Source organism: Candidatus Pantoea floridensis (assembly GCF_900215435.1).
GTDB classification, from domain to species: Bacteria; Pseudomonadota; Gammaproteobacteria; order Enterobacterales; family Enterobacteriaceae; genus Pantoea; species Pantoea floridensis.
Genome location: NZ_OCMY01000001.1, coordinates 4,123,284 through 4,140,788, shown reverse-complemented (window position 1 = coordinate 4,140,788; position 17,505 = coordinate 4,123,284). Strand labels below are relative to the sequence as shown.

Genomic DNA, 17,505 nt, shown 5'->3' with positions numbered 1-17,505 from the left:
CGAATAGAGGGAGCAGCCTGCAAATTTAGCGCTTCGCTTATCAATCTATTTTAGCGAAATCGCATTCATTACTGGTAATCCATACAGATAAGGTTCAGGATGGTTGCTCATCCTGGACTAACGTCCACGGCAATTCACCCTCTATCTGAGGGCTCTTTATGAATTTTTACTCAACTGAAACCGTCTGCGCCTTAACCGGTGCCAACCGCGCAAATCTGCGTCGCTGGTTGCGCGGTGGATTGATATCAGAAAACAGTATCAGCAAGGATTGGAGCAGGCATCAGGTTGATGAAGTGCTGGCCATGATGTCATTAACCGCCGGTGGCGCGACGCTGTGGCAAATCCATCAGGAAAAAAAGGGCGAAGCGGATTATTCATCGTCCGGCTGGCTTGCCCGACGTGGTGATATGTTGCGCCAGCTGGAATTGGGTTCCGATCGCGAACTGGCGCGTACCGTACGTAATCTGGCGGGCGATTACAGTAGCGATGACTTTATTAATATCCTGATGAAACCTCTCAATCGCTGGCTGAGAGACGATACTCGTCGCGGCGCAGCGCGTCGCCTGGCACGTTTTCACCAGGCCATTACTCACCATAGCAATTGCGTAACACGCGCATCAACGCGCCAAAAAAGCATGCCGCTGTTGCTCGAAGTGGTCAGCGTGAGCGATGAAACGGAGATTTGGCTCGAGGCGATTCGTCTTTCCGGTCAGGGATTTTGCGTTGAAATTGACCGCACATCACAGCCGATGCGGTATGGCTCGGAAAGCCGTCACGATCACCATCTATTATGGTGCGGTGCGGGGATCAGTGAAGAGCGGATGGCACAGTTCCAGCGCGGGTTGCGTGCCGGTAAAGCTGTCATGCTGAGTGGACCGGATCGCTCGGTACATCATGCTGTTACTGAGGCTCGGGTTGCCTAGCCGGTGCGTTCAGCACCGGCCATTTCTACTTTGTGTTTTCAGCACACGGCTTGGCAAAAACATCAGCGCCCTTTCTTCTTCCGGCCCGGCTGGGAAAAACGCTGACGATTGGCCGGCTTTGCACCCGCTTTTTCGCCCGTCTTCGCTCCACCTGCCGCAGGTTTTTTCGCGCCAGTGACCGGCTTCTTCTTCGCCTGCGTTTTTTGCGTTTTCTGATCTTCTGAAGATGAATCTTCAATCAGTTTGAATAGATCGATCAGTTCGTCATCGGTCAAATCACGCCACTCGCCCAGCGGAATGCCTTTCAGGCTGACGTTCATAATACGCGTACGCTCAAGCCTGGTGACTTCAAAACCGAAGTGCTTGGTCATGCGGCGAATCTGCCGGTTCAGCCCCTGAACGAGGATGATGCGGAACACAAAGGTCGATTCTTTCTTAACTTTGCATTTCTTCGTGACGGTGCCCAGCATTGGCACGCCCGCCGCCATTCCAGCAATAAATTCGTCGGTGATCGGTTTATCAACGGTGACCACGTACTCTTTTTCGTGATTGTTACCGGCGCGCAGGATCTTATTCACCAATTCGCCATGGTTGGTGAGGAAGATCAGCCCTTGAGAATCTTTATCCAGGCGACCAATCGGGAACACGCGTTTACTGTGATTAACAAAATCACCGATGTTATCGCGCTCGCCTTCTTCCATGGTGGTGATGATGCCTACCGGCTTGTTCAGCGCAATCAGCACCAGATCCTCTTCATCACGCGGCTCAATCAACTGGCCATTAACTTTGACTTCATCCCCAGCAAACACCTGTGCACCGACGGCGGCACGTTTGCCGTTAATGAAAACGTTGCCTTGTTCGATATAACGATCGGCATCCCGGCGCGAGCAGATTCCGCTCTCGCTGATGTATTTATTCAGGCGTGTGGATGAAGTAGGCAGCATGGTTCCTCCGAAAAAAAACGGACTATACAGCAACCTGGGGCGTTATGGGGAGTGTTGATTGCTTGTCAATTAACGCCAGGCACCACAACCTGCAATTTATGTGCAGCGGAAATGATGATGGCTGATTTCACCGCCATAACCCAAGACGCGCACTTCCTCGCCGGTGATTTCCACTACCGCAAAGGGGATTGATTCCGCTCCATCCAGCATCCCTTTTAGGGTATAAAAGCCTGTTTGATCGATGCGCGCATAGCTGCCGCGATGATCGTGTCCGGTAAAACACCCATGTATGTTGTAACTAGAAAGCAGTTCTGCCACTTCACTACCGTTTAATAAGTTGTGGCTGTTATGCGGTGCCAGCGGATAATGCCCAAACACCACCACGTTCTCTCCCTGCTGCTGCGCCTGCTGTAGCTGTTGTTCGATCCATACCCTTTGCGCGGTTCCAACCGCGCCATTCCACGGCCTGGCCTGCGGTTGCTGCTGCTCCGCCAATGCCACCAGCATCGCTTCTGCTGTTGCACGATCGTCGCCGTTCATCGCGTTACAGTACAGACTGATATCGTTACCGTCATACACAATAAAGCGCCACCCTTTCAGCGAGAAGGCGTAATAGCTTTTTGGCAGCGCGGCGGCGTCATTAAGATGCTGCGTAATGGTCTGGGCATCGTGATTGCCCAACACCACCGCATGCGGATGTTCCAGACGCTGATAAAGCGGCAGCACCGCTGCATAACTCTCCCAATGACGATCCACCAAATCGCCGAGCGTCACGACAAAATCCAGCGGCTGCTGGTTGAGTGCATCAATCGCCTGCGGCAGCTTGTGCAACGCATGACGATAGTAGAGATGTTTATCGCGGTCGGGGTCGATATCCGCATATTGCGGATCGGCAATCAGTCCAAAACGCAGCGTGTCGCTCAGCGGCGCTGAACGTACGTTTGGCAATGCATACAGCTCAGCGACATCACCCAGTAATTCACGCTGTAGTGCGGTTAGCGGATGCGGATAAGACACGGAAAGCACTCCTTAGCGAATACCGGCACGCATAAATGATTGAATAAACTGACGCTGGAAAATCAGGAACAGCACCAGCAGCGGCAATGTGGTCATCAACGTCGCTGCGCCAATCAGCGCCCACTGCACGCCCTGCTCTGGCGCAGAAAACAGCTGCAGGCCGACGGTGAGCGGCCGCACGTTGACGGAATCGGTAATCACCAGCGGCCAAAGGAAATCATTCCAGTGGAAACTGATCGACACCAGCGCAAACGCGACATAAATCGGCTTCGCCAGCGGGATATAAATCTTGCGCAGAATGTAGAATCGACTGGCCCCTTCGACAATCGCCGCCTCTTCCAGCACCAGTGGAATACTTTTAAAGGTTTGCCGCAGCAGAAAGATAGCAAACGCCGAGGAGAAATACGGCAGCGCAATGCCGGTCAGCGTATCGCGAAGCCCTAAGGCGCCGATGGTCTGGTAGTTATTCAGAATCAGTACGTCGGGGCTAATCATCAGCTGCAGCAGAATCAGCGCAAAGATCACTCCTGAGAATTTCAGCTGGAAACGCACCAGCGCATAGGCGGCCATCGTTGCCAGAATCAGCTGTACCACCACAATCATCAGCACCAGCAGGCTGGTATTGAGAAAGTAGCGAGCAAACGGCGCGGCGTGCCAGGCATGAATGAAGTTTTGCAGCGTAAGCGGCGACCAGAGCGCGAAGCTGGCCTGATCCGATGCTGAGTGAATTGCCACCCACAGCGCCACCAGAATAGGCAGAAACCACAGCAGCGCCGCCAAACCAATGGCGCTATTCAGACACAGGCGGCCAAACGTCATCTTTGGCGTCATTGGTAATGGGCTCGCTTATCCAGCAGGTTAAATTTGAACAGCGCAAGCGCGGCGAGGATCGCCAGCAGCACCACCGTCATGGCAGCCGCAGCCGGCATATTCCAAAAGCTGAAGGCGGTGCGATAAATATAAAACAGCAGCAGGCTACTGCTGTTATTCGGCCCGCCATTGGTCATGGCAATCACCTGATCGACAATACGAAACGCGTTCATCGACGCATTGATCAGCACAAATAGCGTGGTCGGCATCAGCAGCGGCCACTGCACGCGACGGAAGAAATAGCGGCGCGACGCGCCCTCTATCGCAGCGGCCTCGCTGAGTCGTGGGTCGATCTGCTGCAGCGCGGCAAGATAGAAGATCATAAAAAAGCCCGCTTCGCGCCACACGGATACCGCCATCAGGCAATAGAGCGCGCTCCCTGGTTCGCCAAGCCAGTTAATCGCCGGCAGGGAAAACAGCGCCAGCAGCTTATTCAGCAAACCGAGCTGCGGCGTATAGAAGAACAGCCAAAGGTTAGCGATGGCGATCATCGGCAACAGCGAAGGGATAAAGAACGCGGTGCGCACCAGCGCATTGGCGCGCATATGACGATTGACCGCCAGCGCCATCAACAGCGCCAGCGTCACCGCCAGCGGAATGGTGATCGCCGCATACAGCAGATTATTCCACAGCGACTGAATGAAGATATCGTCATCCAGTAGCGCAACATAGTTATCCACCCCAATAAAACGGGCGGGATGACCATTACGTGCCGCACTGAACAGGCTCTGCCACACCGTCGCCACTGCCGGATAGTGCGTAAACAGCAGTAAAAAGCTCAGCGCCGGTAAAATCAGCAGATAGCCATACAGCTGCATTGACCCTAAGCGGGGACGACGAACCGGCGCGACGGCGAGAGGCGTACTCATGGTTATTGATACGCCTTTAACAGACGATCGGCCTGCTGCTGCGCATCTTTCAGCGCTTCGGCGGGGGTTTTCGCCTGAGTCACCGCTGCTTCAACCGCGTGGTTCAGTGCATCCTGAATCTGCACGCTGTTGTAGGTGGAGAGTTCCGGCTGCGCGTACTTCAACTGCTCACGCGCCACCAATGCCTGCGGCACCTGTTTCACGTAATCCTTCATCACCGGGGTTTCCCAGGCCGCTGGAGAAGTGGCGACATAACCGGTCGCGATACTCCAGCGCGCCGCCTGCTCGGGCGACGTTACCCAGCGGATAAATTCCATCGCGGCTTTCTGCTGTTCTGGCGAGGCATTTTTGAATACATACAGGTTGCCGCCGCCGGTTGGGCTGCCGCGCTGGGTCTTCTCTGGCAGCATCGCCACGCCGAACGGGAATGTCGCGTTGTCGCGTACGTTAGTCAGATTACCGGTGGTGGTGATCATCATCGCGGTTTTACCGCTGATAAAATCCTGCGGCGTGGTGCCCCATGCAATCGCCCCCTTCGGCGACACCTGCTCTTTTTGCCCCAGATCGGTCAACCACTGCAGGGTTTCTACGTTGCCCGGAGTGTTGAAGTTAACGGCGGTGCCTTTACCGTTATCCAGACGACCGCCGTTGGTGGCGGACAAGCCCTGGAAGTTCCAGTAGCCGTTTGGCGTGGAGGGAATTTCGATGCCCCACTGGCTGACGCCGTTGGCATCGTTAATCGTCAGTTTCTTACTGAACGCCACCACCTGCTGCCAGTTAGCCGGCGGCGTATCGGCGTTCAAGCCGGCTTTCTCAAACGCCTGTTTGTTCCAGTACATCACCACGGTAGAACGCTGGAACGGCACGCCCCACACTTTGCCGTCAATGTGACGCAGAAACGCCGGATAGAAACCGTCAATCCACTTTTTACCTTCGTCGCCGGTTGCCAGATCGCTGGCCGCCACGATGGCCCCGGCATCGATCAGCGAATAGGCTTCGATATCCCCGATAACCGCCAGCTGTGGCGCATTGCCACCGCGAAACGCCGTCAAGGCTTTGGTGACGGTGGTGGCATAGTCACCAGTATACACCGGCTGAATGCTCACTTCCGGGTGCTGTTTTTGGAAATCAGCGACCAGCGCATCCACGGTGTGGCTCACTTTGCCCCCTACCGCGATCGGATAATACATTTGCAGCTTGACCGGATCGGCGGCGAAGGCAGAAGCCGCACTACAGAGCATGAAAACAGAGGCCAGACGTGAATAACGAATCGCAGACATGATATTCCCTTAAGCAAATGACAACGGTTAAACGGCGTATTTTTTCTGTGAGGCAAACATGTTGGGTTCTGCATGGGCGCAGCGCTTGCCGCTCGCGCTATAAAACAGATACTGGCGCGCGGCAGACCACTGCAATCCCACTTCACAGCCGTCGGCGAAATGGTGCATTCCCGGTACTTTGACCGTCAGCGGTTCTGCCATTCCCGCAAGCATGCACACCAACAGCGTGTCGGCGCCCATATATTCCGCGCCGATCGCTGTTGCGGTCAGTGCAGCGTGCTCCGGCGCAATCAATTGGATATCTTCAGCCCGTAATCCCAGACTGAGCGCCTCCGCGCGATATTCCACCACCGGCGTCGAGAGATGACTTAGGTAGTGATGATTATCCCGCTGCTGCAGCGGCAGAATGTTCATTGGCGGCGCACCAATAAACTGCGCGGCGAAGATGCTGGCAGGATTGTTATAGAGGTCGTCCGGCGTGCCGTGCTGTTCAATGCGGCCATCGTTGAGCAGAATAATGCTGTCGGCCATGCTCATCGCCTCGGTCTGATCGTGCGTCACGTAAAGCAGCGTCAACGCCAGCTTTTTCTGCAGGGCGCGGATTTCACGGCGCATGCTTTGCCGCAGTTTGGCATCCAGATTCGACAGTGGCTCATCCATCAAGCACAGCGTGTTATTGGCGATAACCGCTCTGCCCAGCGCCACGCGCTGCTGCTGTCCGCCAGAGAGCTGCGAAGGCAAACGGGCGAGCAGTGTATCGAGCTCCAGCAATTGACTGACGTTATCGAGCCGGGCGGCATAGGTGTGCTTATCTTCGCCGCGCGCTTTCAGGCCAAACAGCAGGTTCTCGCGCACGTTAAGGTGCGGGAACAGCGCGTAGGATTGAAACACCATTGAAAGCTTGCGCTGCGACGGCGGCAGATGGGTGATATCGCTATGTTTGAAGTGGATCGTGCCGCCATCCGCCGTTTCCAGTCCGGCAATGGTGCGCAGCAGCGTGGATTTGCCACAGCCCGATGGGCCAAGCAGCGCGACAAAACTCCCTTCTGCGGCGTCAAAGCTGATGTCATTCAGGGCGATTTTCTCGCCCCAGGCCTTGGTAATATGATGAAGCGACAGGTGGCTCATGCATCGGCAATCCAAAAATCAGAATGGCGGTAAGCTAGCGGAAGGAAATGAAGGATTTATGTCGTTGAGATGACGCTACGGTGATGCCCCCTGACATCACCCTTCACGCACATGGCTACTGAACACCGCCTTTTGGATAATATCCACCAGGGTATTGCACAGAATAAAGGCGCAGGCGGCGAAAATGGTGGTGCCAATCACCACCGGAAAATCCCCGTCCAGCGCCGCATCAATCGCCAACCGGCCTACGCCATCCAGCCCGAACATCTTCTCCGTGACGATCGCGCCGCCCATGATCGCCGCCAGTTCCATGCCGGTTAATACCAGCACCGGACTCATCGCCGGCTTAAGTGCGTGATCAAAATAGACGCGCCATTCGCTAACGCCTTTGGCGCGCGCGGTACGAATATAATCGTGATTCAGCACTTCGAGCATGCTGGCACGAATAACGCGCTGAAAAATACCGATCTCGGCCAGCGCCAGCGTCAGCCACGGCAACAGCAAATGCCGTAACCATTGCCAGACATCCTCGCTAAACGCGACATAGCCGCCCGCCGGAAAGAGGTCGATCCCGTGCAGTGAGAGCTGATAGAAGAGAAAAAAGATAATCAGCATACCGCTCAGAAAGGTCGGCAGCGACAGCGCCGCATAGGAAAACAGCGCTAAGACGCGATCGATAAACCCCTCGCGATAGCGTGCCGCGAGCACGCCCGTTACCATAGAAATGGCCATCCATATCACTAACGCACCGCATGCCAGTGACAACGTCACCGGAGCTTTAGACAGAATCAGCTCGGTTACCGGCATCTGGAATCGAAATGAGTAGCCCAGCGCCGGTGGCCAGTGCATTAATCCCACGGCTGTCCCCTGAATTTCCGGGCCACGCCACAGGAAATAGCCAAGCTGCTGATACCAGGGATCGTTCAGATGCAGCGCGCGCGCCACCGCCGCAATGGTTTCAGGCGTGGCGTTACGCGGTGCCAGCATCACCGCCGGATCCTGATAGGCAATGCGTGTCAGCATAAAGGCGGCAATCAGCACCAGCAGCAACGTCAGAGCCGCACGCAAAATTGGTGAAACAATAGCGAAAAATTTAGCCATGAGCGCGGTCCAGATGAGGATCAAACACGTTGCGTAAGCCACTGCTTAACGAATTAAAGCCGAGTACGGTAAAAAATAGCGCCAGCGCAGGCGCCGCCAAAAACCACGGTTGTACCTGATACATCGCTGAACGTTGCACATCGGCAATCATATTGCCCAGACTGGCGGCCGGTGCCGGTACACCGACGCCAAGAAATGACAGCGTGGCTTCGGCAATAATATTGGTCGGCAGCTGAATCGCCCAGTAGACGCCCACGGTCGGCAATACCGCTGGCAAAATTTCACGCCACAAAATGTGCCAGCGCGTCATACCCATCAGCTGCGCGGCGGCAACAAACTCCTGATGACGCAGATGTAGCACCAGTCCGCGCGTAAGACGCGCGAAATAGCCCCATGAGAAAAAGGTAATCACCGCCACCACCACCCAGCCAGGATCGACCTTGGCCCCGCCGTCGCTACTGTGATTGAGCGCCAGCAAACTTAACGCAGTGACGACAAACGGAAACGACAGCACCAGATTAATCACCTGCTGGCACAGCAGATCAATACGTCCACCGCGATAGCCGCCAATCAGTCCCACCAGCAAGCCGATGATCATCGCTAACGTGGTGGCAGGAATCGCCACCAGCAGCGACACCCGCGTGCCGTACAGCGTACGGACCAACACATCGCGGCCATTATCATCCGCCCCCAGCGGAAACGCGCGCGTGGGGCCAAGCGGAATCCCCATGTCGTTTAGCGCCGTATCACGAAACTGTTCGGTTTCACCATGCCCCAATTCGTGCGCCACCCAGGGCGCACTCAGCGCGGCAAGCACCACCAGCACCACGATAATCAGGCCACGACGGGCACTGCCTTCTTGTACGATCCGCCGCCATATCCTCGCCGGATGCGCGGCGGGCACGCTCGGGCTATCGATAAGTGATTGCTCCGTCATGTCACTGCTCCTCTGCCATCGCTATTCCACGCGCTTGTCCCGGAATAGCCGCCAGTAACTGTTGCGTCCACGGCTGCTGTGGACGTGAGAAGATCTGTTCACTGCTGCCCTGCTCAATAATCTCACCGTCCCTGAGTACCAACACGCGGTCGCACAACGCGGCCACGGCGGAGAGATCGTGTGAGATAAACAGCAGCGACAGCGATTGCTCGCGGCGCAAACGCATCAGCAGTTGAATAATGCGATGCTGGGTGGTGACATCCAGCGCCGACACCGCTTCATCAGCCACAATCAGCTGCGGCTTCATCGCCAGCGCCCGGGCGATGGCCACGCGTTGACGCTGTCCACCCGAAAGCTGCGCGGGATAGCGCGTGGCCAGTTCAGCGGCTAACTCAACGGTGTGCAGCAGCTGATTCACTGCCGTATGGAGTGCGCTTGCCGTCAGGGGCTGGCCGGTTTCACGCCGCGCGGTAAGCTGCAGCGGATCGCGCAGGATATCCGCTACGCGTCGCCGGGCATTAAGACTGTTGTAGGGATCCTGAAACACCATCTGCACCGCGTAACGCAGAGGATGCTGATGCAGCCCGCGCGCGTCCCCTGCCCGCTGCCAGATCTCGCCGTTCAACACTATCTCGCCCTGATCCGGCCGATCGAGCCCCACGATAATCCGTCCCAGCGTGGTTTTACCGGAGCCGGATTCGCCAACCAGACCAAGAATTTCGCCTTTGCGCAGGGAAAAAGCGATGTTATGCAGCACCTGCTGCTGCCGTGACACCCACAGCGAGCGTCGGACAAACGATCGGGCTAGCGCTTTAACCTGCAACAGCACTTCACCCGGTACATGCGCGGGCTGCGGTGGAAACTGATGCCAACCCGCCGCCAGCAGCGCGCGGGTATACGGATGCTGCGGCGCGGCGAACAGGACGTTTTTCTCCGCTGACTCGACGATGCGGCCCTGCTGCATCACTACCACGCGATCGGCGATATCCGCCACCACGCGTAAATCGTGGCTGATAAAGATCAGGGCACAGCCGTGCTGCTGCTGCAGACGTTTTAACAGCCGCAGGATGCTGGCCTGTACCGTGACGTCCAGCGCCGTGGTCGGCTCATCGGCCACGATCAGCTTAGGGTTCAGCGCAATGGCCATGGCGATCATCACGCGTTGCCGCATCCCGCCAGAAAACTGCGCAGGACGATCGTGATAGCGCTGAGCAGCATCACGTATGCCCACCTCCTCCAGCAGCGCCAGCACGCGCGTGCGCAATGCTTTACGACGCAGCCGCTGATGCGCGCTAATCGCCTCTTCAATTTGTTGGCCGATGCTTTTCAACGGATGCAGATTACTCAGCGGATCTTGCGAAATGTAGCCAATCTGCGCCCCACGTAGCCGCCGGTAGTGCGCCGCGCTGAGATCGTTAAGCCGTATCCCATCAAACAGCCGTTCACCCTGCACCTCAGCACTGGCCGGCAACAGGCCCAACACTGCCAGCAGGCTCAGGCTCTTGCCTGAGCCGGATTCCCCGACGATCGCCAGCGTTTCCCCTGGCGCCACGGCAAAGCTCACCTGTTGAACACGTGGTGATTGCTGATGAAAGCCAATCGTTAACTGGTCAACGCACAGCAGCGGCATAGATTCCCCTTATGGCTTCACGGCGATGTTGGTGATATCAGCCTGCGTTGCCAGTGATGACCACGTCCAATGGGTGACGCGATCGGAGGTGATGGCAACGCGGCGTTTCTCAAACAGCGGAATCCACGGCAGATCGGCGGACACTAAACGATCGGCCTGCGCCCAAATTGGCCCTGGGTTATCTGAGCCGTAGGCCTGCTTCGCTAACGCGTTTAGCTGCGGATTGCTATAGCAAATGGCATAGACATTGCCACGGCCGCACGGCGCGGCATCAGAGTTCAGCCAGCCGCCCAGCAACATGCGCGTCGCCGGACCTTGCCAATCAGGCGAGGTCTGCGCCAGTGCCAGATCCCAGCGATTAGCGGGACTTTGCAGATAGGCCATAAACTGCGGTGGCGGAACCGGATTGAGGTTGAGGGTGATCCCCGCTTTCGCCAGGTCTTCCTTCAAAATAACCGCCAGGGTGCTGAACTGATTGTTGGCGCGATACACCAGATCAAAACTCAGCCCATTGGGGAAGCCCGCCTCCTGCAACAGCGCTTTGGCTTTCGCCGGGTCGCCTTTGTTATCGGCGGTGGGATAGAGATCGAGGTTCTCATGCCCTAACAGCGTGCTGGTAATAATCTGCCCCAGCGGTAGCGCCGCAATTTTCCCGCCCTGCGCCTGCACCAGGTGTGCACGATTCACCGCATAGGTCAGCGCCTGACGCACTTTCAGATTTCGCAGTGCGGTAGCGCCTGCGCTTTTCGCTTCCGGCTGGGCGTTAATGGCGATGAAGTTGGCGGCCCCGCTGTTGGCAGCGTGCAGATACGGGCTGTTTTTGATCGCGTACTGGCGGATCACCGCCTGCGGTGGCACATCCAGATAGAGCGACAAATCGGCATCACCGGCCTGAATGCGTTGCGTGACGCTGTCTTCATTGTTACCGGTGAAGCTAATCTCAATGTTATCGACATAGGCCTTGCGCGCCGGATCCTGCGCATGATTGTAATCTGCCACTTTTTTCAGCAATAGCTTCTGCCCACTTTGATACTCCGCCACGCTATAAGGCCCGCTGGGGGGAAATGCTTACGCAGCTCCGGCGAGTCCGGATAGTATTTCGCCACAATCTCTTCCGGCAGCGGCGTGACGAAGTTCATCGACAGGATATTGAGGAAATCGTAGTTTTTGCTGTCGGAGCGCAGCACCAGCGTTTTATCATCCGGCGCGCTGACGCCGGCGATCTCGTGGGAATCAATAAAGGCCTGGGTGGCCGCTAAATCGCCGGTCGGCACCCTGGAAAAATCTTTGCAGTAGGCAGCAAAACCGGAGAAGGCGAGGTTGAAATAGTTCACGGCGGCCACCGGCTTATTGGGATCGCAGAAGCGTTTGATGGTGTAGACAAAGTCCTTCGCTACAATCGGTCGGGTGGTCGGTCCCGCGAAGTGAATGCCGTCGCGCAGATGGAAGGTATAGGTTTTGCCATCGGCGCTGACGTCCCAGGATTTGGCTAAATCCGGCACCAGCGCCGTATCGTCTTTCAGGCTTTGCGGCGATCCTGCATAGGTCACCAGCTGGCGGGTTACCGCGCGCATAATTTCCCATGAATCCACCGAGTAGCCGGTTTGCGGATCAAAGGCATCGATATCGGACTGCAGCGAGGCAATCCGCAGCGTCCCACCCGACTGCGGCACCTCTGCCGCCGTGGCATTCAGTGCGGCCGTCGCCATCAACGCCAACAGCATACTCTGGCCCGCGAGGGGCCAACGTGCTTTACGCATGACATTTCTCCTGGTTTCAATCAAAAAAACAGCCCGGACCATGGCTGCTCAGCCACGGCAAACAGCCGTTCAAGGTGTTCCGCAACGTGCGGACGATGAATGTGAATGTTTTGGCTATAAATCAACTGCCACACGCGACTGCCGCCCAATATTAAGCTGGCCAGCGCATCAACGCTTAAGGTGGCATCGGGTTGCGCTTCACTGCGCGTGATGCCCTGCGCTGCGATGCGCCAGCGCCCCTGATTGTGCGGCAGCAGCGGATCGCGAATGTCGAGGATCACCGCGTCATCCGTGGCAAAAGTACGTGCCTGTAATACGGCCTGCACATCAACAATGCGCAGCCAGCTTTCATCGCGCTGCGCACTGACGGTGACGGCGCGCGGGTTATCCACCAGCAGCGGCAACGGATCATCGACAGGACGTGAAGGAAAATGCAGGTGCCGGGTGATATCCAGCTGCAACAGAAAAGCGATTAAGCGGCGATAGCTGTCGCCATCCGGCGCATGCAGATCGTCTACCACCAACGTGCGATCGCGGCTGTAAAGCCAGTTGTCATCCGGTTGCGCGTGATAGCGGACAAACGCTTGCGCTTCACCGTGCTGCACGTCGAACGCCACATAATGGTTAAGATTGCTGTGCGTCAGACGATGCTGCTGCATCGCCCACCACTGCGGCCAGCGGCTTAACGTCCCTGCTCGCCATGACGGAAAACGTTGCACCACGGCGATTTGCTGCGCCCAGGCATCCGCCGCCGGTCGCAGCTGTATCTGCCCCGGCACGGCGGGCAGCTGCAGCAGCTCCCGCTTATCCAGGTGATAGCTGCTTAACCAACTGGCGATGCCGTAGCCCAGACGACGATACAGCGTGCCCTGCGAGGCGCGCAGCGTCGCCACCGCCACGCCGCGCTGGTGAAATTCGTGCAGCTGAGCGCTCAGCAGCGCACGCATCACGCCGCGCCGGGTAAAATGCGGCAGCACGCCAACATGAGTGACGGCACTGTGTGAAACGCGCTGGCCGCCCGGCAGCGTCAGTTCACCGCTAAAACTGTTGGTGGTGCCCACCAGTTCACCCTCCAGCCAGGCGCCCCATACGCGCTGGGGTTCCAGATAGCGTTCAACCCACTGCTCCTGCGGCGTGACACCGCCCGGCAGGCCAAACATCGCCTGACGAAACGTCTGCGCGGCGGCCAGTAAGGTGGGCGCGTCATCAATTAAACGGACTTGCGGCATGATCGACGCTCTACGCTTTTTTCGGTGGCGCGTAGACGCGCGGGGTTGGCAGTTTGCCCGTCAGCACATAATCCCCCACCTCACGAATGCGGTAGCTCACCGGATCGTGCAGCGTGTGCGTGCGCACGTTACGCCAGTAAACATCCAGTCCGTAGCGATTGTCGGTTGAGCGGCCACCGGTGAGTTCAAACAGCTCATGACTGATTTTCAGCGCCACGTTATTCGCAATCACTTTGGCCTGATCGGTTAACAGCGCCAGTTCGCCCCACTGTGCTTCCGTTAACGCATTGCCAGCATGGAAAGCGGCCTGGTAGGTGCGCGCCGTCTTCTCCGCCAGCGCAATACCCGCCGCAAGTTCCGAGGCGAGTTCACCGGCCTTCAGGCGGTGATAAGGATCATCCAGCGCCTGTTCTACGCCCGACTCTGGCCACGGTCTTACGCTGGTCCGGAAATAGTGGGCGGCTTGCTTCAGCGCGCCTTCAGCGATGCCCAGATAGAAGTGCACGAAAATCAGCTGGCTGAACTGATTACGTAACGCATTACGCAGTACCGCGCTGGCGGGGTTCTGTTCCAGCCCGGTGAGACGATCCTGTGGACGTAGACGAACACGGTCAAAATCCAGCGTGCCGCTGGCGGTGAGGCGTTGTCCCAGGTTATCCCAGTCATCATTAAAGCGGATGCCGGGCTGATCGGCCGTCACCTGATACTGCACCAGCTGGTCATCAATCCAGACGGCGATCGTCATCACTTGCGACACCGCCGCGCCGGTGGCAAAGGTGCGGCGGCCGCTGACTAAGACATCGTCGCCATCCCACTCCAGCTTCAGGCGTGGATCGCGCGGATTACTAATGCTGGACTGGAACCAGCCGTGCTCAACAATGCCGCGCGCAATGAATTCCCACTGCATACGATTGCCCAGGATGTAGCTCCAGACGCCGTTCGAATAGTGATAGGCGATGAGCTGCCCCAGCGAACCGTCGGCGGCCGAGATAATGCGGCTGATCTCCAGCGCCTGCACCAGATCGACGCCGCCGCCACCCAGCGATTTCGGCACCGCCAGTTTTAACAGCCCGCTTTGGCGCAGCCAGTCGATCTCTTCAAACGGATGCTGATTAGCCCGGTCGCGCGTCTGTAAGGTGCTGGCCAGACGATCGGCCACCTGCTGTGCTACCTGCTTCCAGTGCGCGAATTCTTGCTCGCTGACGCCCTGATAAATGTCGTTGGCGTGACTCATAATATGCCTCTGGTGATGTTATGAAGTGGAAGAAACAACGAAACCTTCGCGACGCAAAATTGCGCCGGCGCCCTCGCCAAACCACCAGGCTTCTTCCAGGTGCGGCTGGCCGGACAAAATAAAGTGGTCGATACCTAACGCGTGATAGGCTTTAATCTGGTCGGCAACCTGCTGATGGCTGCCCACCAGCGCGGTGCCAACGCCGCCGCGTACCAGCCCGTAACCGCTCCAGATATGCGGCGCGATTTCCAGCGCCCGCACGTTCTCCGGCGTGACCTGTTCGGCCTGAATAGTGTTGAGCAACGCAATCATGCGCTGCTGCCCCACCGATTCCGTGCGGCTGAGCAGCGTTTGCGCGCTATGAATGCGCTGCGGCGTGACGTTTTGCAGCAGGCGCGCGGCTTCACGCCAGGCGTCCTCTTCGCTGTCGCGACTGATGACATGAAAACGAATACCCATTGACAACGTGCGGCCCTGTACCGCCGCCGCCGCGCGGACCTCGGCCAGCCGCGGTGCGACCTGCTCCAACGGTTCTCCCCATGTCAGCCAGGTATCGGCATGGGTGGCCGCAACCTGCTGCGCCGCAGCACTGGCGCCGCCAAAAAAGACCGGCGGCACCGCCCAGGGTGACGGCAGCAGCGTCGCCTGATCCAGCTGATAATGTTCACCGTGAAAATCGAAGGGTTGCCCGTTGGCGCGCGCGGCGCTGACGCCCTTAAACGCCGCAATAAATTCGCCGCTGCGCGCGTAGCGCTGATCGTGATTGAGGCGATCGCCATAGCGCCGCTGTTCAACCGGATCGCCGCCGGTCACCACGTTGATCAGTAACCGACCCTGTGTGAGCCGCTGGAACGTGGCCGCCTGATGCGCTGCCAGCGTCGGCGAGATAAAACCAGGGCGAAAGGCAACAATAAATTTAAGACGCTCGGTGTGCTGGCTAATCGCCATGGTGCTCAGCCAGGCATCTTCGCACCAGCTGCCGGTCGGCGTTAGCACACCTTCGAAGCCCAGACGTTCAGCGCTGCGCGCGATATCAATCAGATAGTCGAGCGTGGCGGCGCGGTAATCCTGGCCAATACCGGCAATGTGCTGCGAGTCATCACCGGCACCGACGATTTCGCGGCTGTCGCCGTTGGTGGGTAAATACCAGTGCAGATGAAGGCTCATGCCTCGCTCTCCGGGTAGCGATGCGCACGCAAATCACTAAAACGCAAACCGGGGTGGTCGGCGCGCAGGCGGCGCTGACCTTCGCCCTGCAATCTTTCGCGCAGCGTCAGTGCGCGCCCATCGGGACGACGCATGCGCCCGCGTGCCTGCAGCTCCGGCGCAACCCAGCGCGCAAAATCTTCAAAGCTGCCGGGGCTGATGGCATAGGCCAGATTGAAACCATCAATGCCGGATTCATCCGCCAGTTTCTCAAGCGCATCCGCCACGGTTTGCGCACTCCCGACCAGCGTAGGATGAATGCCGCCAATGCCGATGTAGTCACTGATGTCGCCTACCGTCCACACCCGCTCAGCATCAATACGCGTTAATCCCGCCAATGCCGAACGGCCCGCATTGGTTTCGATATATTGCAACGGGGCATCCAGCGGCCAGGCGGACCAATCCACGCCGGTCCAGGCAGAGAACAGCGCCAGCGCGGCTTCCTGGCTGGTGTAACTGAGATAATCCTGGAATTTGGCGTGCGCCTTCTCATCGGTTTCATCGACCACGACGCTAACCGCCGTGATAAAGCGGATGGCCTCATCGGCGCGCCCTTCTTCTCGTGCCGCCGCGCGGATGCGATCGATATTGTTACGAATCGACTGCGCCGTGGTGCCGCCGAGAAACACCACTTCGGCATTTTGCGCGGCGAACTGACGGCCGCGATCGGAGGTGCCCGCCTGAAATAACACCGGCGTGCGCTGCGGGCTCGGTTCACTGAGATGCGCATCCGGCACGCTGAACCAGCGGCCTTTATGCCGGATAGGATGGACTTTGGCCGGATCGGTATAAACACGGGCTTGTTTGTCGCGCCGCACCGCATCCTCTTCCCACGATCCTTCCCACAGCTTGTAGGTCACCTCAAGAAACTCCTGCGCGCGCTCATAACGTTCGTCATGATCCATCTGGCGTTCGAGTCCAAGATTGCGGGCGGCTGATTCCAGTACCGAGGTGACGATATTCCATGCCACGCGCCCTTTGGTGAGATGATCGAGGGTGGTGAACTTGCGCGCCAGCAGATAGGGGTGTTCATAAGTAGTGGAAACGGTAATGCCGAACCCCAGCTGGGTGGTGACCGCGGCCATTGCCGAGACCAGCAGCAGCGGATCGTTAACCGGCGACTGGGCGGCGGTGCGCAGCGCAGCATCCGGTTTGCCTTGATAGACATCGATCTGCCCGAGCGCGTCAGCAATGAACATCGCATCAAAACCGGCGTCATCCAGCACGCGGGCAATGTGGGTCCAGTAGCCTAGCGACGTGTATTCACTGGCGCGGTCATCAGGATGGCGCCACAGTCCGGCCGAGACGTGGCCCACAACATTCATTATGAAGCCGTTAAACAGCAGAGTTTTTTTTGCGCTGACGTTACTCATCATC

The 17,505-nt window shown here is 57.7% G+C and carries 16 protein-coding genes; 1 reads left to right on the top strand and 15 read right to left on the bottom strand.

The annotated features are described in order from the left end of the window. Positions 1 to 158 precede the first annotated feature (158 nt). The gene (locus CRO19_RS19365; protein WP_097097305.1) at positions 159 to 923 is read left to right on the top strand and encodes a hypothetical protein; all 765 of its coding nucleotides are present in this window, start codon (positions 159 to 161) and stop codon (positions 921 to 923) included. A 62-nt stretch (positions 924 to 985) separates the two neighbouring features. Here the strand turns inward: CRO19_RS19365 and rluF are convergent, their stop codons facing one another. The 15 genes from rluF to CRO19_RS19295 form a co-directional block, all read right to left on the bottom strand. After that, positions 986 to 1,867, bottom strand: coding sequence for a 23S rRNA pseudouridine(2604) synthase RluF (rluF, locus tag CRO19_RS19360; protein ID WP_097097304.1), 882 nt, complete (start codon positions 1,865 to 1,867; stop codon positions 986 to 988). Between the two features lie 96 nt (positions 1,868 to 1,963). Continuing rightward, positions 1,964 to 2,884, bottom strand: a complete 921-nt coding sequence (locus CRO19_RS19355; RefSeq protein ID WP_097097303.1) for a metallophosphoesterase — start codon at positions 2,882 to 2,884, stop codon at positions 1,964 to 1,966. Positions 2,885 to 2,896: 12 nt separating this feature from the next. Beyond that, a complete protein-coding gene (locus tag CRO19_RS19350; RefSeq protein WP_370659802.1) occupies positions 2,897 to 3,703 on the bottom strand; it encodes a carbohydrate ABC transporter permease in 807 nt (268 codons plus the stop codon). An 8-nt stretch (positions 3,704 to 3,711) separates the two neighbouring features. After that, complete coding sequence (locus tag CRO19_RS19345; RefSeq protein WP_097097301.1) at positions 3,712 to 4,623, bottom strand: carbohydrate ABC transporter permease; 912 nt, start codon at positions 4,621 to 4,623, stop codon at positions 3,712 to 3,714. Between the two features lie 2 nt (positions 4,624 to 4,625). Next, the gene (locus tag CRO19_RS19340; RefSeq protein ID WP_097097300.1) at positions 4,626 to 5,903 is read right to left on the bottom strand and encodes an ABC transporter substrate-binding protein; all 1,278 of its coding nucleotides are present in this window, start codon (positions 5,901 to 5,903) and stop codon (positions 4,626 to 4,628) included. A 27-nt stretch (positions 5,904 to 5,930) separates the two neighbouring features. Continuing rightward, positions 5,931 to 7,031 carry an ABC transporter ATP-binding protein gene (locus tag CRO19_RS19335; RefSeq protein WP_097097299.1) on the bottom strand — a complete coding sequence of 367 codons (1,101 nt, stop codon included), beginning with the start codon at positions 7,029 to 7,031 and terminating at the stop codon, positions 5,931 to 5,933. A gap of 96 nt (positions 7,032 to 7,127) precedes the next feature. Beyond that, complete coding sequence (locus CRO19_RS19330) at positions 7,128 to 8,132, bottom strand: ABC transporter permease (protein ID WP_097097298.1); 1,005 nt, start codon at positions 8,130 to 8,132, stop codon at positions 7,128 to 7,130. Next, positions 8,125 to 9,069, bottom strand: a complete 945-nt coding sequence (locus tag CRO19_RS19325) for an ABC transporter permease (protein WP_097097297.1) — start codon at positions 9,067 to 9,069, stop codon at positions 8,125 to 8,127. Before CRO19_RS19325 ends, CRO19_RS19330 begins: the two co-directional genes overlap by 8 nt. A 1-nt stretch (position 9,070) precedes the next feature. Next, complete coding sequence (locus CRO19_RS19320) at positions 9,071 to 10,699, bottom strand: dipeptide ABC transporter ATP-binding protein (RefSeq protein ID WP_097097296.1); 1,629 nt, start codon at positions 10,697 to 10,699, stop codon at positions 9,071 to 9,073. A gap of 9 nt (positions 10,700 to 10,708) precedes the next feature. After that, positions 10,709 to 11,740 (bottom strand): ABC transporter substrate-binding protein, encoded by a 1,032-nt coding sequence (locus CRO19_RS26275; RefSeq protein ID WP_320204496.1) that lies wholly within the window; start codon positions 11,738 to 11,740, stop codon positions 10,709 to 10,711. Next, entirely contained in the window at positions 11,704 to 12,459 is a 756-nt protein-coding gene (locus CRO19_RS26270; RefSeq protein WP_320204495.1) for an ABC transporter substrate-binding protein, read from the bottom strand. Before CRO19_RS26270 ends, CRO19_RS26275 begins: the two co-directional genes overlap by 37 nt. A gap of 20 nt (positions 12,460 to 12,479) precedes the next feature. Continuing rightward, positions 12,480 to 13,688 carry a GNAT family N-acetyltransferase gene (locus CRO19_RS19310; protein ID WP_097097295.1) on the bottom strand — a complete coding sequence of 403 codons (1,209 nt, stop codon included), beginning with the start codon at positions 13,686 to 13,688 and terminating at the stop codon, positions 12,480 to 12,482. A gap of 10 nt (positions 13,689 to 13,698) precedes the next feature. Continuing rightward, on the bottom strand, positions 13,699 to 14,922 hold the full coding sequence (locus CRO19_RS19305; protein WP_097097294.1) for an acyl-CoA dehydrogenase family protein: 1,224 nt from the start codon (positions 14,920 to 14,922) through the stop codon (positions 13,699 to 13,701). An 18-nt stretch (positions 14,923 to 14,940) separates the two neighbouring features. Further along, complete coding sequence (locus CRO19_RS19300; protein ID WP_097097293.1) at positions 14,941 to 16,089, bottom strand: LLM class flavin-dependent oxidoreductase; 1,149 nt, start codon at positions 16,087 to 16,089, stop codon at positions 14,941 to 14,943. Next, on the bottom strand, positions 16,086 to 17,501 hold the full coding sequence (locus CRO19_RS19295; RefSeq protein ID WP_097097292.1) for an LLM class flavin-dependent oxidoreductase: 1,416 nt from the start codon (positions 17,499 to 17,501) through the stop codon (positions 16,086 to 16,088). The genes CRO19_RS19300 and CRO19_RS19295 overlap by 4 nt, the downstream gene beginning before the upstream one ends. Positions 17,502 to 17,505: the final 4 nt, after the last annotated feature.

Bases quoted from the DNA above. Each gene is read 5' to 3' on its own strand.
- CRO19_RS19345 (WP_097097301.1), bottom strand. From the start codon at position 4,623: ATGAGTACGCCTCTCGCCGTCGCGCCGGTTCGTCGTCCCCGCTTAGGG.
- CRO19_RS19305 (WP_097097294.1), bottom strand. From the start codon at position 14,922: ATGAGTCACGCCAACGACATTTATCAGGGCGTCAGCGAGCAAGAATTC.
- CRO19_RS19320 (WP_097097296.1), bottom strand. From the start codon at position 10,699: ATGCCGCTGCTGTGCGTTGACCAGTTAACGATTGGCTTTCATCAGCAA.
- CRO19_RS19330 (WP_097097298.1), bottom strand. From the start codon at position 8,132: ATGGCTAAATTTTTCGCTATTGTTTCACCAATTTTGCGTGCGGCTCTG.
- CRO19_RS26270 (WP_320204495.1), bottom strand. From the start codon at position 12,459: ATGCGTAAAGCACGTTGGCCCCTCGCGGGCCAGAGTATGCTGTTGGCG.
- CRO19_RS19310 (WP_097097295.1), bottom strand. From the start codon at position 13,688: ATGCCGCAAGTCCGTTTAATTGATGACGCGCCCACCTTACTGGCCGCC.
- CRO19_RS19300 (WP_097097293.1), bottom strand. From the start codon at position 16,089: ATGAGCCTTCATCTGCACTGGTATTTACCCACCAACGGCGACAGCCGC.
- CRO19_RS19325 (WP_097097297.1), bottom strand. From the start codon at position 9,069: ATGACGGAGCAATCACTTATCGATAGCCCGAGCGTGCCCGCCGCGCAT.
- rluF (WP_097097304.1), bottom strand. From the start codon at position 1,867: ATGCTGCCTACTTCATCCACACGCCTGAATAAATACATCAGCGAGAGC.
- CRO19_RS19365 (WP_097097305.1), top strand. From the start codon at position 159: ATGAATTTTTACTCAACTGAAACCGTCTGCGCCTTAACCGGTGCCAAC.
- CRO19_RS19340 (WP_097097300.1), bottom strand. From the start codon at position 5,903: ATGTCTGCGATTCGTTATTCACGTCTGGCCTCTGTTTTCATGCTCTGT.
- CRO19_RS19350 (WP_370659802.1), bottom strand. From the start codon at position 3,703: ATGACGTTTGGCCGCCTGTGTCTGAATAGCGCCATTGGTTTGGCGGCG.
- CRO19_RS19335 (WP_097097299.1), bottom strand. From the start codon at position 7,031: ATGAGCCACCTGTCGCTTCATCATATTACCAAGGCCTGGGGCGAGAAA.
- CRO19_RS19295 (WP_097097292.1), bottom strand. From the start codon at position 17,501: ATGAGTAACGTCAGCGCAAAAAAAACTCTGCTGTTTAACGGCTTCATA.